This window comes from Paraburkholderia sp. J8-2, assembly GCF_905220195.1.
Lineage (GTDB): Bacteria > Pseudomonadota > Gammaproteobacteria > Burkholderiales > Burkholderiaceae > Paraburkholderia.
Genome location: NZ_CAJMZA010000002.1, coordinates 339,963 through 356,014 on the forward strand (window position 1 = coordinate 339,963; position 16,052 = coordinate 356,014).

Below are 16,052 nucleotides of genomic sequence, written 5' to 3' on the forward strand. Positions count from 1 at the left end.
TGTCCTCCCGCTCAAGCTTGCGAAGGCGTCTTGCGACGCGACTTCGGCATATCGACGTACACCACGCTGCCTTCGACCTTCGAGCCGAACAGCGAGCCCTCCGAAACGCCGCCCGAGCACCCATTGCCGAACGAGAAGCCGCAACTGCCCTTCTCGTTGAACGAGTCCTCGACCATTTCCTTGTGCGACGACGGCACGACGAAGCGGTCCTCGTAGTTCGCAATCGCCATGGTGCGATACATGTCCTCGACCTGCACGGGCGTGAGGCCCGTGCGCTCGAGGACCGCGTTGTCGTTCACGCCGTCCACGGTCTGTGTGCGCTTGTACGCGCGCATCGCCAGCATGCGCTCGAGCGCTGAAATCACGGGCTTCTCGTCGCCGGCGGTGAGCAGGTTGGCGAGATAGCGCACGGGAATGCGCAGGCTCGCCACGTCGGGAATCACGCCGTCCATGCCGATATGGCCCGCGTCCGCAGCAGACTGGATCGGCGAGAGTGGCGGCACGTACCAGACCATCGGCAGCGTGCGGTACTCGGGATGCAGCGGAAACGCGATCTTCCACTCGAGCGCCATGCGGTACACGGGCGAGCGCACAGCCGCGTCGAGCCAGCTTTGCGGCACGCCCTGGCGGCGCGCCTCGGCCTGGATGGCGGGATCGTGCGGATCGAGGAACACATCGAGCTGCGCCTGATACAGATCCTGTGTCGATTGAACCGATGCTGCATCGCTGATGCGGTCCGCGTCGTAGAGCATTACGCCCAGATAACGGATGCGGCCCACGCACGTTTCCGAGCACACCGTAGGCTGCCCCGCCTCGATGCGCGGATAGCAGAAGATGCACTTCTCGGCCTTGCCGCTCTTCCAGTTGAAGTACATCTTCTTGTACGGGCAACCCGAGATGCACATGCGCCAGCCGCGGCACTTGTCCTGATCGACCAGCACGATGCCATCGTCTTCGCGCTTGTACACCGATCCCGAGGGGCACGACGCCACGCACGCCGGGTTCAGGCAGTGCTCGCACAAGCGCGGCAGATACATCATGAAGGTGTTCTCAAAGCTCGAGTACATCTCCTTCTGCACGTTCTCGAACAGCTTGTCGCGACTGCGCGACGAGAACTCGCCGCCCAGATCGTCTTCCCAGTTAGGACCCCAATGGATCTTGTCCATCTTCTTGCCGGTAATGACCGACACGGGGCGTGCGGTGGGCGGCGTTTGCGAGAGACGCGCCTTCTGCAGATGTTCGTAGTCGTACGTGAACGGCTCGTAATAGTCGTCGATGCCGGGCAGGTTCGGGTTCGCGAACAGGTTCGCCAGCACCTTGAGCTTCGGGCCCTGGCGCGGTTCGATCTTGCCGCTCGCGTGGCGCACCCAGCCGCCGTTCCACTTCTCCTGGTTCTCCCACTCCTTCGGATAGCCGATGCCGGGCTTCGTCTCGACGTTGTTGAACCACGCGTACTCGACGCCGTCGCGCGAGGTCCACACGTTCTTGCACGTGACGGAGCACGTATGGCAGCCAATGCACTTGTCGAGGTTCAGGACCATCGCCACCTGGGCGCGGATTTTCATGATGCTGCTCCTTCCTTCATCGGGCCTTCCAGCCACTCGACCTTCTTCATCTTGCGCACGATCACGTACTCGTCGCGATTGCTGCCAACGGTGCCGTAGTAGTTGAAGCCGTACGCAAGCTGCGAGTAGCCGCCGATCATGTGCGTGGGCTTGAGCACCGTACGCGTGACCGAGTTGTGAATGCCGCCGCGCATGCCGCTCGTTTCCGCGCCCGGAACGTTGATGATCTTTTCCTGCGCGTGATACATGAGGCACATGCCGCGCGGCACGCGCTGGCTCACCACGACGCGCGCCGTGAGCGTGCCGTTCACGTTGAACACTTCGACCCAGTCGTTGTCGACGAGACCCGCCTCCTTCGCCTCGGCCTCCGAGACCCACACGTGCGGCCCGCCGCGCGACAGCGTGAGCATGCGCAGGTTGTCCGAGTAGGTCGAGTGGATGCCCCACTTCTGGTGCGGCGTGATCCAGTTCAGCACGAGTTCGTGCTCGCCGTTGGGCTTCGCGCCGAGCATCGGCGCGGTCGTCTTCGTGTCGATGGCCGGCTTGTAGTTGCACAGGCCCTCGCCGAAGTCGAGCATCCAGCGGTGATCCTGATAGAACTGCTGACGGCCCGTGAGCGTGCGCCATGGAATCAGCTCGTGCACGTTCGTATAGCCGGCGTTGTAGCTCACCTCTTCCGATTCGAGCCCCGACCACGTCGGCGCGGAAATGATCTTGCGCGGCTGTGCCTGCACGTCGCGAAAGCGGATCTTGTCGTGCTCGCGGCCTTCGGCCAGGTGCGTGTGATCGCGGCCAGTGATCTTCGAGAGCGCGTCCCACGCCTTCACCGCCACATGGCCGTTGGTTTCTGGCGCGAAGGTGAGGATCATCTCGGCAGCGTCGATGGCCGTTTCCAGACGCGGGCGTCCCTCGGCCGCGCCAGTGTTGTGCTGAATGCCCGTGAGCTGCGCGAACTCGCCTACCTCGTGCACCGTATTCCAGTTGATGCCCTTGCCGCCATTGCCGAGCTTTTCGAGCAGCGGCCCGACCGAGGTGAACTTGTTGTAGATCTCGCGATAGTCGCGCTCCACGAGCGTCATCGAAGGCGCGGTCTTGCCCGGGATCAGATCGCATTCGCCAAGACGCCAGTCTTTCGGCTCGAACGCCTGGCCAAGCTCGCCCGGCGTGTCGTGCATGAGCGGCGTGCACACGAGGTCCGTGCGCTTGCCCAGATGTTCGCCGCCGATCTCCGAAAATTTCTTCGCGATAGCCTTGTAGATTTCCCAGTCGGTCTTGCTCTCCCACAGCGGCTGCACCGCCTCCGAAAGCGGATGGATGAACGGGTGCATGTCCGACGTGTTGAGATCGTCCTTCTCGTACCACGTAGCCGAGGGCAGCACGATATCGCCGTAAAGGCACGTCGTGCTCATGCGGAAGTCGAGCACGGTGAGCAGGTCGAGTTTGCCTTCGGCCGCTTCGCGCACGTTCACTTCGGAGGGCTTGATCGCGTCGGCCTCGTCGCCGAACAGCGCGTTCTGCGTGCCGAGCAGGTACTTGAGAAAGTACTCGTGGCCCTTGCCCGAACTGCCCATGATGTTCGAGCGCCAGACGAACATGTTGCGCGGGAAGTTCGCGGGGTTGTCGGGGTCGTCGCAGGCGAAGTTCAACGCGCCGGACTTCAACTGGTCCACCGTGTACTGCACCGGCGGCACGCCCGCGCGCTGCGCGGCGTCCACCACGTCGAGCGGATTCGCGCCAAGCTGCGGCGCTGAAGGCAGCCACCCCATGCGCTCGGACTTCGCGTTGAGGTCGAGCATCGAGAGATTCTTGTAGCGCGCGCGGTCGGCGCCCGGGCCGAGGATCTCGTCGACGCTCACCTTCTCGTGACGCCATTGGCTCGTGTGGTTGTAGAAGAACGAGGTGCCGTTCATCTGGCGCGGCGGGCGCGACCAGTCGAGCGCGAACGCGAGCGGCGCCCAGCCGAATTGCGGACGCAGCTTTTCCTGGCCCACGTAATGCGCCCAGCCGCCGCCGCTCTGGCCGATACAGCCGCACATCATCAGCAGGTTGATGATGCCGCGGTAGATCATGTCGTTGTGATACCAGTGATTGAGCGCCGCGCCCACGATCACCATGCTCTTGCCGCGCGTGCGGTTGGCGTTGTCGGCGAACTCGCGCGCCACCTGGATCACGAGCTTGCGCGGCACCGTGGTGTGCTTCTCCTGCCACGCGGGCGTGCAAGGCACGTCGTCGTCATAGGAGGCCGCGACGTTCGGGCCGCCCAGACCCTGATCGACGCCGTAGTTGGCCATCTGCAGGTCGTAGACGGTGGCCACGAGCACGTTCGTGCCGTCGGCGAGCGTCACGCGCTTCACGGGCACGCGCCGCGCGAGCAACGCGGCGCCTTGGTTCTCCTCGCCGCCGAAGTACGGGAAACCTACCTCGACCACTTCGTCATGCTGATCGATGAGCGAGAGGCGTGGATCGATCTCGCGGCCGCTGCCGCCGTCCTTCATTTCGAGGTTCCAGCGGCCCACCTTCTTGCCGCCATCGTGCTCGCCTTCGCCCCAGCGAAATCCGATCGAGCCATTCGGCGCGACGATGTCGCCCGTCGCCGCATCGATGGCAAGCGTCTTCCATTGCGGGTTGTTCGCTTCGTCGAGATTCGCGGCGAGTTGCGACGCCCGCAGAAACTGGTCCGGCACGAGCGCGCCGTCGCGTCGGCTAAGCGTGACGAGCATCGGCATGTCGGTGTACTGCTTCACGTAATCGCGGAAGTACGCGGACTTACCCGTGGCGTGAAACTCCTTGAGCACCACATGGCCCATCGCGAGCGCCAGCGCCGCGTCGGTGCCCTGCTTCGGCGCGAGCCAGATGTCGCCGAACTTCACCATCTCGCCGAAGTCGGACGACACGGCCACCGTCTTCGTACCCTTGTAGCGGACCTCGGTGTAGAAGTGCGCGTCGGGCGTGCGCGTTTGCGGCACGTTCGAGCCCCACACCATGAGATACGTGGAGTTGTACCAGTCGGCCGATTCCGGCACGTCGGTCTGCTCGCCCCACACCTGCGGCGAGGAAGGCGGCAAGTCGCAATACCAGTCGTAGAACGAGAGGCACGCCCCGCCGATCAGGCTCAGGTAACGCGCACCCGCTGCGTACGAGACCATCGACATGGCCGGAATGGGCGAGAAGCCGATCACGCGATCGGGACCGTACTTGCCGATGGTGTAGGCGTTGGCCGCCGCGATCATCTCGGTGGCCGTGTCCCAGCCCGCACGCACGAAACCGCCCTGGCCGCGCGCACGCTTGTAGTGCGCGGCCTTCTTCGGGTCCTCGACGATCGAGGCCCACGCCTGAACCGGCCCGAGCGTCTTGCGCGCCTCGCGCCACATCTCGACCAGGCGGCCGCGAATCATCGGGTACTTCACGCGCTGCGCCGAGTACACGTACCAGCTATACGATGCGCCACGCGGGCAGCCGCGCGGCTCGTGGTTGGGCAGGTCCGCGCGCGTGCGCGGATAGTCGGTCTGCTGCGTTTCCCATGTGATCAGGCCGTTCTTCACGTAGACCTTCCACGAGCACGAGCCCGTGCAGTTCACGCCGTGGGTCGAGCGCACGATCTTGTCGTGCTGCCAGCGGCTGCGATAGCCGTCTTCCCATTTGCGGTCCTCGTTCACCACCGCGCCGTGGCCCTTCGAAAACGTCGACTTCACGCGCGACATGAACTTCAACCGGTCCAGAAAATAACTCATCAGGTTCTCCGACTGCTGCTGGAATCGATCGATCGCCTGTCGCCGTTCGCGTGCGTCGCACGCGTGGCGCCTCGCGCTCGTATCGTTTCCGAGTATGGCGAGCAGGCGCTGGCCTGCCCATTCATCAAGGGGAGAGTGCGCGCAGCGCTTTGGGATGAGTCCCCGTGCGCCGCGCTACTCCCAAAGGACTAGTCCGAACCAGTCCGGATCAGCAAGGCATGGACGCGTTGCGGCGTGCGTAGAACAACCACGTCACCGCCGCGCACACCACATAGAAGCCGATGAAGCAAACGAGCGCGCCAACGGGTGAGCCAGTCATGTCGAGCGAGGTGCCGAAGCTCTTCGGAATGAAGAAGCCGCCGTATGCGCCCATCGCACCCGCGAAGCCGAGCACCGCCGCCGACTCCTTGCCCGCTTCGGCGAGCGCGCCGTGCTGCGCCGCATCGCCCTTGCCCTTCGCGGCGCGTTGATGCTGCGTCAGGAAGATCACGGGAATCATGCGGAAGGTCGAGCCGTTGCCAATGCCGGTGAGCGCGAACAGCACGACGAACATCGCGAGAAAGCCCCAGAAGCTGCCCTGTGCGCCGCCCAGCGCGCCGCCCGGCAGGAACACGATCACGCCGATGACCGCGACGATCATCGCGAGGAAGCTCCAGAGCGTGACGCGCGCGCCGCCGAGCTTGTCCGAGATCCAGCCGCCGACGGGGCGCGTGAGCGCGCCGGCGAGCGGCCCGAGGAAGGCCCATGCGGTTGGGTTGATGGCGGGAAACTCCGCCTTCGTGAGCAGCGCGAGGCCGGCCGAGAAGCCGATGAACGAGCCGAATGTGCCGACATACAGGAAGCACATGATCCAGTTGTGCGCGCGGCGGAAGATCACGGCCTGCTCGCTGAACGAGGCCTTCGCATCGGCGATGTCGTTCATGCCGAACCATGCTGCAATCGAGGAGACGACGATGAGCGGAATCCACACGAAGCCCGCGTTCTGCAACCAGATGCTGTGCTCGACGCCATCCTTCATCCAGGTCTGGCCGCCGCCGAGCAGGCCCGCGAACACAGCCGTCGAGATCACGATCGGCGTGACGAACTGCACGAGGGAGACGCCCAGGTTGCCGATACCGGCATTGAGCCCGGTGGCGAAACCTTTACGCGCCTTCGGAAAGAAGAAGCTGATGTTCGCCATCGACGAGCTGAAGTTCGCACCGCCAAGACCGCACAGCAGGGCGAGCACGAGCAGCGTCGAATACGAGGTGGACGGATCGCGCAGCGCGAAGCCCATGCCGACGGCGGGGATCAGGAGGCTCGCCGTGGAGATCGCCGTGAAGCGGCGGCCGCCGAAAATCGGCACGAGAAACGAATAGAAGATGCGCAGCGTGGCGCCCGAGAGCGCGGGCAGCGCCGTGAGCCAGAAGAGTTCGTTCTTCGTGAAGTGGAAGCCGCCCTTGTCGAGATTGACGACCGTGACGCTCCACAGCGACCACACCACGAACGCCAGCATCAGCGCCGGAATCGAAATCCAGAGGTTACGGGTGGCGATCTGCTCGCCGGAAGCCTGCCAGAACCGGGTGTTCTCGGGTTCCCATTGGGTCAGGAGATATTTGGACATGATTGTGCTCGTACAGTAGGCGCCGCACGCGCGGCGCAAGTGGAATCATTCGGAGTACGTGGTTTCCTTGAACGCAGGCGTTGCAGTCCGAACCTTGCGCGCGAGCTTCGCGCTGCCATGCGCGAGCGCTTCGGGGCGAAACGAGAAATGCATGAACAGCAGGCTCACCACGGTCGCGCCGAACATCAGCATGAAGCAGGTGGTGCGCACGCCCGTCAGGTCGACGAGCAGGCCGAACAGGATCGGCAGCACGAAGCCCGCGAGACCGCCCGCCAGCCCCACGACGCCGGACACGGCGCCGATGTTCTCGGAGTACTCGTCGCCGATGAACTTGAAGACCGAGGCCTTGCCCACCGCCATCGCAATGCCGACGACGAACATCAGCACCGTGTAGAACACCGGGCCCGTGCTGATATGCAGACCGATCGGACCATGCGCGCCGTGGATCGTGAAATCGGTCGGCGGGTAGCTGAGCAAAAAGAAGCACGCGAGCGCGACCCACATCACGGCCCACGTCGTGCGATAGGCGCCGTAGCGGTCGGAGAGCCAGCCGCCGAGCGCGCGCAGCACGCCGCCGGGCAGCGAGAAACAGGCGGCAAGAAACGCGGCCTGCTCGATGCCGAAGCCGTACTGGTTCACGTAGTACTGCGGCATCCACAGCGACAGGCCGACATAGCCGCCGAACACGACCGAGTAGTACTGCGCGTAGCGCAGCACGCGCGCATCGGCGAGCACGCGCATCTGGCTCGCCACGGTGGCCGTGCCGGACACGCGATGCGCCGGGTTGCTCGCGGAGAACATCCAGAACAGCAGCGCGGTCAGGAGCATCGCGACGGCGTACACCTTCGGCACGATGGTCCACGTGCCGGCCGCGACGATCAGCACCGGCGCCACGAACTTGTTGAGCGCGGCGCCCGAGTTGCCCGCGCCGAAAATGCCCATGGCAAGCCCCTGGCGCGACTTCGGGAACCAGCGTGCGACATAAGGCGTGCCGACCGAAAACGACGCGCCGGCGAACCCCACGAACAGGCCGAGCACGAGGAATTGCCACAACTGCGTCGCGTACGAGACGAGCCAGATCGGCACGATCGTCGCGAGCATGGTGATGAAGAAGACCATGCGCCCGCCCACGCGATCGGTCCAGATGCCAAGCGGCACGCGAGCAAGCGAACCGGTGAGCACGGGCATCGCGGCAATCAGGCCGAATTCAGTGTCGGTGAGGTGAAGCTGCTTCTTGAGCGGGATGCCGAGGATCGCGAACATCATCCAGACGGCAAAACAGATCGTGAAAGCGAACGTGCTCGAACCGAGCACGCGCCAGGCGCGGCTATCGGCTACGGGTTCCGCCTGCGGAGATAGGGCGGCTCTCATGTTTTTCCCTCTTGTCGTTTAGTTGACGTGACAAGCGTAGGAAAGACGAAAGGCGCGGCCTATTCTCCGCAGGGAGTGCGCGACGATGCGCCGCTAGATCTTAAGGAGTAGTACCGGGGGGAATAAGTTGGCGCGGAAGGAAAATCGCATGCGTGCGAATGCGCCGGTGAGCAACAAGAATAATTCGAAAAGCCGTAGCGCGTCATAAAACACGCTACGGCATGATGTCGCGCTTAATCGGCGAAAGATCAGCGGAACACGACCGTCTTGTGCCCGTTCAGCACGATGCGATGCTCGACGTGCCACTTCACCGCGCGCGCGAGCGTCACGCACTCCACGTCGCGGCCAATCGCGGTGAGCTGGTCCGGCGTCATGTTGTGGTCCACGCGCTCCACTTCCTGCTCGATGATCGGACCTTCGTCGAGATCGGACGTCACATAGTGCGCCGTCGCGCCGATGAGCTTCACGCCGCGGTCGAACGCCTGGTAGTACGGCTTCGCGCCCTTGAAGCTCGGCAGGAACGAATGGTGGATGTTGATCGCACGGCCTTCGAGCGCCCGGCAAAGCTGCGGCGAGAGGATCTGCATGTAACGCGCGAGCACCACGAGATCGACGCTTTCGCGGTTCACCACCTCGAGCACGCGCGCTTCCTGCGCAGCCTTGTCGGCTTCCGTGCCGCCGAGCAGCGGGAAGTGGTGGAACGGAATGTTGTAGCTCGCGGCGAGCTGGTAGAAGTCCTTGTGATTCGAAATGATCGCCGGAATTTCGATAGGCAGCTGGCCGGTGCGATAGCGGAACAGCAGGTCGTTCAGGCAATGGCCGATCTTCGAGACCATGATGACGACGCGCGGCTTCACGTTCGCGTCATGCAGTTCCCAACGCATGCCGAACTCTTGCGCGAGCGGCTCGAACGCGCTGCGCAGGCCGTCGAGGCCCGGGTCGCCGCCCACCTGCTGGAAGTGCACGCGCATGAAGAACTCGCCCGTGTGGCTGTCGCCGAACTGGGCCGAGTCGAGAATATTGCTGCCGCGATCGAACAAAAAGCCCGACACGGCATGCACGATGCCCGGCCGGTCGGCGCACGACAGTTTGAGAATGAAGCTGTGATCGGTCGACATGACCTGGGTAACTCCCGTCAATACTTTGGTGTTGCTAAAAGGGCTTTGGGCTTAAAAGAACCGGCGCCCTTTCACAGCGTCGGCGGTTCGAAGATCGCGGCAATGCCCTCGCACGCGTCTTCGTCTATCCATTGGCGGCGCAGCAGGCAGTCGAGCGTTGCAAGGCTCGCGTCCACCGTCATCGCACCTTCTTCGATCCAGCGCGCGGCTTCGTCGATACGCGCGAGGCGATGCTCGCCTACCTCGCCGTCCTGGTTGTGCGGCACGAAGTCGGCCGGGAGCACGAGATCGTAGATGAAGATCTGCTCGGCCTGCGTGCCTTCCGGCAGCGACTGCAGCACGTGCACGGTGCGTCCCGCGCGCGCCTCGCGCGCGAGGTCTTCGGCGATGCCCGCTTCTTCCCAGCACTCCTTCACGAGCGTGGCCTCGATGCCGAAGCCCCAGCCGATGCCGCCCGCCACGACGTTGTCCAGCATGCCGGGATCGGTCGCCTTGGTGTCGCTGCGCCGCGCGATCCACAATTGCGGCGCGCCGGGCGACACGGCATCTGCGTATTCTACGATGCCGTTCAGATGCACCGCGTACGTCATCGTGCCGAAAAAGCGCGAGGCCGCGCGTTCGATAAAGGCGAGCGGCGGCGCGTCGAAGGCGTTGCGGATCGCGTAGGTTTCGTTGCGCCAGCCCGGAATGTGCCCTTGCCCCGCGAGTGCGCCGATCACCGAGGCAAGCGCTGCGCTGCGTGCATCGACGCTATCGAAGTGCGGGGCGAGCGTCACGCGCGCGCTGCCCGCATCGCCGTCGATCTCGAACACGTCGGGCCAGCGTGCGAGCAGCGCCACGTCGTTCTGGCGTATCCAGCCCACGCGCTCGTCACCGATATGAAACGGCAGATGCGTGCCGGCGTCGAAACGACGCGCGTCGAGAATGCAAGGCAAGGTCATCGATCAGGACTCCGTAGATCAGTCGCGCAGGGCGATGCGAATGCCGATGGCGATGAAGGTGAGGCCAGCGAGACGATCGAGCCACACGCCCGCGCGCGGGCGGCGCTTGAGCCAGCCGCCGATCGTGCCCGCGCACAGCCCGAAGAGCGAGAACACCACGACCGTTTGCGCCATGAACACGAGGCCGAGTTCGAGCATCTGCAGCGTGACGCTTTGCGCGCCATGCGAGTCGACGAACTGCGGCAGGAACACGACGAAGAACAGCGTCACTTTCGGATTCATCATGTTGCCGATCACGCTCTGCCGAAAGATCGCGGCAAGCGGCTGGCGCGGCCGGTCGCCGGCGGCGGCGAGGCCCTGGCTGCGCAGCGCCTTCACGCCGATCCACACGAGATAGGCGGCGCCCGCGAGCTTGAGGATCTGGAACGCGAGCGGCGACGAGCGCAGCACGGCGGCCACGCCGAGCGCGGCGAGCGTAATGTGGAACGTCACACCCGTGGCGAAGCCGAGCGCGGCCACGAGACCGGCGGCGCGGCCCTGCGAAATGCCGCGCGCGAGCACCTGAAGGTTGTCGGGGCCCGGCGCGAACGTGATGGCGATGGACGTGGCGAGAAAGAGCGCGAAATTCGGCATGAGATCGACTCGTGGCGTGATGCGTTCGGGTTTCAGTGGCCGCCGAAGGCGGTCACGGTGAAGAGCGACAGGCCGGCATCGGTGAGCAGCTTCGAGCCGCCCAGATCCGGCAGGTCGATGATCGCGGCGCCCTCCACCACGCTCGCGCCGAGGCGTTCGAGTAGCAGCTTGCCGGCCATCATGGTGCCGCCGGTGGCGATCAGGTCGTCGACGATCACGACGCGGTCGTCCTTGCCGCAGGCGTCCTCGTGAATTTCGACCGTCGCTTCGCCGTATTCGAGCTGGTAGGTTTCGGAGACGGTCTTGTACGGCAGCTTGCCGATCTTGCGGATCGGAATGAAACCGACGTTCAGCTCGTAAGCGACGATCGGCCCGATGATGAAGCCGCGCGCATCGAGCCCCGCCACGTAGTCGAGCTTCGCGTCGACATAGCGCTCGACGAACAGGTCGATCAACACGCGCAGGCCCTTCGGATGGCCGATGAGCGGCGTGATGTCGCGGAACTGCACTCCCGGCTGAGGCCAGTCGGGCACCGTGCGGATCAGGCTCTTCACGAACTGGGCGGCTTCGGCGCTCGGGTTCGCAGGTGCGTTGGACATGATTTCTCCGGGTAATGACTAGTAAAGAACAGCGGTTGGACGGTTTAAACGGGGCAGGACCCCGAAGGCGCGATGTCGAGACGGGACGGCGATCGTAGCAGCGGCGGCGTATCAGGCCGCCGCCGCGCCCGCGCCGGCCGCGCCCGGCTTGCGATGGCGCGAAAGCCGCTCCTCGGCCTGCGCGAGCTGCTCGGGCAAACCGCGCAGCACGACGATGTCGGCCTCGCGCAACCTGGTCGACGGGTCCGGCTCCACGCCGCGAATGCCGTGGCGGCGAATCGCCGTCACCTCGACGCCGAGTTCGTACAGGCCCAGTTCCGCGAGCGTACGGCCCACGGCATCGGCGCGCTCGTCGACCGGTACGGATTGTAGCCGCACCTGCTCGTGACCGTCCTCGCCCACATCGTCGGTACCGTGGAAGTAGCCGCGCAGGAGGCTGTAGCGCTCGTCGCGCAGTTCCTCCACGCGGCGCACCACGCGCCGCATCGGCACGCCCATCAGCACCAGCATGTGCGAGGCGAGCATGAGGCTCCCCTCCACGATCTCCGGGATCACCTCGGTCGCGCCCGCGGCGAGCAGGCGTTCGAGATCGGCGTCGTCCACCGTGCGCACGATCACGGGCAAGGTGGGCTCCAGTTCGTGGATGTGATGGAGTACGCGAAACGCCGATTGCGTGTTCGCATACGTGATCGCCACGGCTGCCGCACGATGGATGCCCGCCGCGACGAGCGACTCGCGGCGCGCCGCGTCGCCGAACACCACCGACTCGCCCGCGGCCGCGGCAGCCGCCACGCGGTCCGGGTCGAGGTCGAGCGCCACGTACGAGAGGCCTTCGTATTCGAGCATGCGCGCGAGGTTCTGCCCCGCGCGGCCATAGCCGCACACGATCACGTGGCCGCTTTGCTTGATGCTTTGCGTGGCGATGCGCGTCATCATCAGCGACTGCTGCATCCATTCCGTCGAGGAGAGGCGCAGCACGATGCGGTCCGCGTTCTGGATCAGGAACGGCGCGGCGAGCATCGACAGCAGCATGGCCGCGAGGATCGCCTGGAGCAGCGTGGCATCGACGAGATGCTTGTCGAGAATGAGGTTCAGCAGCACGAAGCCGAATTCGCCGGCCTGCGCGAGGCCGAGGCCCGTGCGCATGGCCACGCCCGGCGAAGCGCCGAAAATCCGCGTGAGAGCGGTGATGAGCACGGCCTTGAGCACGAGCGGCCCAAGGAAGAATGCCGCCACCATGATGGGGTGCTGCCAGATCACGTGCGGGTTGAGCAGCATGCCCGTGGTCACGAAGAAGAGGCCGAGCAGCACGTCGCGAAACGGCTTGATGTCCTCTTCCACCTGGTGCTTGTACGGCGTTTCCGCGATCAGCATGCCCGCGATGAAGGCGCCGAGCGCGAGCGAGAGGCCGAACTTGTCGGTGATGAACGCCGCGCCCAGCGTGACGAGCAGCACGTTGAGCACGAACAGCTCCTGCGAGCGGCGCCGCGCGACCACGTTGAACCAGCGCGTCATGAACTTCTGCCCGACGATGAGCAGAATGCCGAGCGCGAGCACGATCTTCACGGCCGCCGTGCCGAGCGACTCGACGAGCGAAGCCGACGAGCCACCGAACGCCGCAATCACGATGAGCAGCGGCACCACAGCCAGATCCTGGAACAGCAGCACGCCCAGAATGTTGCGGCCGTGTTCCGATTCGATTTCGAGCCGCTCGGAAAGCATCTTGCTGACAATGGCCGTGGACGACATGGCGAGCGCGCCGCCCAGCGCCACGCACGCCTGCCACGTGATATGGACCCACGGCTCCAGCACGAGCCCGAGCACGAGCGCCACCACGATCGTGCCGAGCACCTGCGAGAGCCCGAGGCCGAACACGGCGTGGCGCATGGCACGCAGCTTCGAGAGCGAGAACTCGAGGCCGATGGAGAACATCAGGAACACGACGCCGAACTCGGCCAGGTTCTGCGCGCCGTGCGTGTCCGGCACGATGCCGAGCGAGCGCGGGCCCACGAGAATGCCGACCGTGAGATAGCCGAGCATCGGCGGCAGATTCAGATAACGAAAGAGCACGACGCCAACCACCGAGGCGAGCAGCAGGAACAGCGTCATTTCCAGCGGGGAGATCATCGTGTGAAGCGTCCTCGTTCGTCGGCCGCGGTTTGCGTGAGCGGCAATGCAAATTCTGCCCGGCGCCGGGTCAATGATCGACGCAAAGGCGGCTACATGGGAAGGGCTCAGAGAAACTGCTTGCTGGATAAGCCAGGCGGCTCGCGCACGGGGTTTGGGCGCTGGGGGCGCTGGCGCGGCGCGCAGACGCCTTTGCTATACTCCGCGGATGATAGCGAAAATCAATGGCGACCGGGCACTGAAGCTCGCTCGCGACGTGCTCGACATCGAAGCGGACGCCGTGCGCGGGCTTCGCGACCGGCTCGACGACAACTTCGTCGGCGCGGTCGACCTCATCCTCAGCTGCCGCGGACGCGTGGTCGTTTCCGGCATCGGCAAATCGGGTCACATTGCCCGCAAGCTCGCGGCCACGCTGGCCTCCACGGGCACTCCGGCGTTCTTCGTGCATCCGGCGGAAGCGAGCCACGGCGACCTCGGCATGGTCACCGCGGACGACGTCTTCATCGGCCTGTCGAATTCCGGCGAATCCGAAGAACTCGTGGCGATCCTGCCGCTCGTCAAGCGCATCGGCGCGAAGCTCATCGGCATGACGGGCAATCGCCCGCAGTCGACGCTCGGCCAGCTCTCCGACGTCCATCTGGACGCCGGCGTGGAGAAGGAAGCCTGCCCGCTGAACCTCGCGCCCACGGCCAGCACGACAGCGGCGCTCGCGCTCTCGGACGCGCTTGCGGTGGCGGTGCTCGACGCGCGCGGCTTCGGCGCCGACGACTTCGCGCGCTCGCATCCGGGCGGCGCGCTCGGCCGGCGCCTCCTGACCTACGTGCGCGACGTGATGCGCACCGGCGACGAAATCCCGAAGGTGGGCGACGACGTATCCGTGCGCGACGCCCTCTTCCAGCTCACGGCCAAGCGCATGGGCATGACGGCGGTCGTCAACGCCGACGGCCACGTAGCTGGCATTTTCACCGACGGCGACCTGCGCCGCGTGCTCGAACGCGTGGGCGATTTCCGCGACCTGCCGATCGCGCAGGTCATGACGAAAGGCCCGCGCACCATCGGGCCGGATCAACTTGCTGTCGAAGCCGTGGAACTGATGGAGCGCCATCGCATCAATCAGATGCTGGTCGTCGATGCCGAGGGCACGCTGATCGGCGCGCTCAACATGCACGACCTGTTTTCCAAGAAGGTGATCTGATGGCTACCCCACTCGACGCAACCGCGCGCGCCGCGCGTGTGCGCCTCATGATTTTCGACATCGACGGCGTACTGACCGACGGCGGCCTGCTCTTCACCGGCGCCGGCGACACGATGAAGGCGTTCAACTCGCTCGACGGCCACGGCGCGAAACTCCTGCGCGAAGCCGGCATCGACACGGCCATCATCACCGGGCGCCGCTCGGAAATCGTCGCCGTGCGCGCGAAGGAGCTGAAGATCACGCACCTGTGGCAGGGCGTGGAAGACAAGCGCGTGGCATTCGCCGAACTGCTCTCGCAAACGGGCATTGCCCCCGAAGCGTGCGGCTACATGGGCGACGACTGGCCCGACCTCGGCGTGATGCTCCAGTGCGGCTTCGCCGCCGCCCCCGCCAACGCCCATCCGGACGTGCTGTCGCGCGCCCACTGGGTGTCCGACAAGGTAGGCGGCCACGGCGCCGTGCGCGAAGTCACCGACCTGATCCTGCGCGCGCAGAACCATTACGACGCGTTGCTCGCCGAGGCCTGCGCGCCGCTGGCCGGGATGCCGCGATGAACCAGAAGTTCCGCCTCACCTCGCTCGTGCCGCTCGTGTGCGTCGCCGCGCTCGCCGGTTTCACATGGTGGCTGCTGCAGGCCGTCCAGCCGCGCGAAAAAGAGGCGGCGCCGCGTGCGCTCACGCATACGCCCGACTATTTCGCCGACAACTTCTCGGTGTCCGAACTCGACCAGTCGGGCTCCACGCAGTACCGGCTCACCGCCACGCACATGGTTCATTACGAGGACGACGAGAACAGCGACCTCACGAACCCGGCCGTGCGCGCATTCCAGCCCGGCAAGCCGATCGTCACGGCCACCGGGCTGCGCGGCACGGTCAACGCCGACGCCTCGATCGTCAATCTGTACGACGACGCGCGCATTTTGCGCGCCGCGGGCGCGGGCGACCCGGAAATGCGGGCTGATTCCGAGCATTTCAAAGTGCTCGTGAACGACGATGTGATCCTGACCGAAAAGCCGGTTAAACTTCGACGCGGCCAGTCGGTCATGACGGCCACCAGCGGCATGAACTACAACAATGTCACCCGGGTCATCCAGCTCTTCGGCAACGTCCGTGGAGCCATCGCCCCGGCTGACTCCGGCGGCTCGTCCTGAACGCCGGGCCGTCCACGCA

12 protein-coding genes are annotated in these 16,052 nt (G+C 65.2%); 3 read left to right on the forward strand and 9 right to left on the reverse strand.

Annotated features, from left to right (window positions below):
* Window positions 1-11: 11 nt before the first annotated feature.
* The 9 genes from narH to U5A52_RS06825 form a co-directional block, all read right to left on the reverse strand.
* Window positions 12-1,565 (reverse strand): nitrate reductase subunit beta, encoded by a 1,554-nt coding sequence (gene narH / locus U5A52_RS06785; RefSeq protein ID WP_321934330.1) that lies wholly within the window; start codon window positions 1,563-1,565, stop codon window positions 12-14.
* The gene (locus tag U5A52_RS06790; protein WP_321934331.1) at window positions 1,562-5,296 is read right to left on the reverse strand and encodes a nitrate reductase subunit alpha; all 3,735 of its coding nucleotides are present in this window, start codon (window positions 5,294-5,296) and stop codon (window positions 1,562-1,564) included. The genes narH and U5A52_RS06790 overlap by 4 nt, the downstream gene beginning before the upstream one ends.
* Before the next feature lie 208 nt (window positions 5,297-5,504).
* The gene (locus tag U5A52_RS06795; RefSeq protein ID WP_321934332.1) at window positions 5,505-6,899 is read right to left on the reverse strand and encodes a NarK family nitrate/nitrite MFS transporter; all 1,395 of its coding nucleotides are present in this window, start codon (window positions 6,897-6,899) and stop codon (window positions 5,505-5,507) included.
* Window positions 6,900-6,944: 45 nt separating this feature from the next.
* Window positions 6,945-8,270 carry a nitrate/nitrite transporter gene (locus tag U5A52_RS06800; protein ID WP_321934333.1) on the reverse strand — a complete coding sequence of 442 codons (1,326 nt, stop codon included), beginning with the start codon at window positions 8,268-8,270 and terminating at the stop codon, window positions 6,945-6,947.
* A 248-nt stretch (window positions 8,271-8,518) separates the two neighbouring features.
* Window positions 8,519-9,388, reverse strand: coding sequence for a formyltetrahydrofolate deformylase (purU, locus tag U5A52_RS06805; RefSeq protein ID WP_321907700.1), 870 nt, complete (start codon window positions 9,386-9,388; stop codon window positions 8,519-8,521).
* 71 nt (window positions 9,389-9,459) lie between these two features.
* The gene (locus U5A52_RS06810) at window positions 9,460-10,329 is read right to left on the reverse strand and encodes an NUDIX hydrolase (protein ID WP_321934334.1); all 870 of its coding nucleotides are present in this window, start codon (window positions 10,327-10,329) and stop codon (window positions 9,460-9,462) included.
* Between the two features lie 18 nt (window positions 10,330-10,347).
* The gene (locus tag U5A52_RS06815; RefSeq protein ID WP_321934335.1) at window positions 10,348-10,962 is read right to left on the reverse strand and encodes a LysE family translocator; all 615 of its coding nucleotides are present in this window, start codon (window positions 10,960-10,962) and stop codon (window positions 10,348-10,350) included.
* A 32-nt stretch (window positions 10,963-10,994) separates the two neighbouring features.
* Window positions 10,995-11,561, reverse strand: a complete 567-nt coding sequence (locus U5A52_RS06820; RefSeq protein ID WP_321907697.1) for an adenine phosphoribosyltransferase — start codon at window positions 11,559-11,561, stop codon at window positions 10,995-10,997.
* 111 nt (window positions 11,562-11,672) lie between these two features.
* Window positions 11,673-13,688: a cation:proton antiporter gene (locus tag U5A52_RS06825; protein ID WP_321934336.1), complete on the reverse strand. Its 2,016-nt coding sequence runs from the start codon at window positions 13,686-13,688 to the stop codon at window positions 11,673-11,675.
* A gap of 208 nt (window positions 13,689-13,896) precedes the next feature.
* Here U5A52_RS06825 and kdsD point away from each other — a divergent pair, with 208 nt between their 5' ends.
* Genes kdsD through lptC form a run of 3 tightly spaced genes read left to right on the forward strand, consistent with a single transcriptional unit; the run spans window position 13,897 to window position 16,033 of the window.
* Complete coding sequence (gene kdsD / locus U5A52_RS06830) at window positions 13,897-14,883, forward strand: arabinose 5-phosphate isomerase KdsD (protein WP_321934337.1); 987 nt, start codon at window positions 13,897-13,899, stop codon at window positions 14,881-14,883.
* The gene (locus tag U5A52_RS06835) at window positions 14,883-15,437 is read left to right on the forward strand and encodes an HAD family hydrolase (protein WP_321907691.1); all 555 of its coding nucleotides are present in this window, start codon (window positions 14,883-14,885) and stop codon (window positions 15,435-15,437) included. Before kdsD ends, U5A52_RS06835 begins: the two co-directional genes overlap by 1 nt.
* The gene (gene lptC, locus U5A52_RS06840; RefSeq protein WP_321934338.1) at window positions 15,434-16,033 is read left to right on the forward strand and encodes an LPS export ABC transporter periplasmic protein LptC; all 600 of its coding nucleotides are present in this window, start codon (window positions 15,434-15,436) and stop codon (window positions 16,031-16,033) included. Before U5A52_RS06835 ends, lptC begins: the two co-directional genes overlap by 4 nt.
* Window positions 16,034-16,052 lie beyond the last annotated feature (19 nt).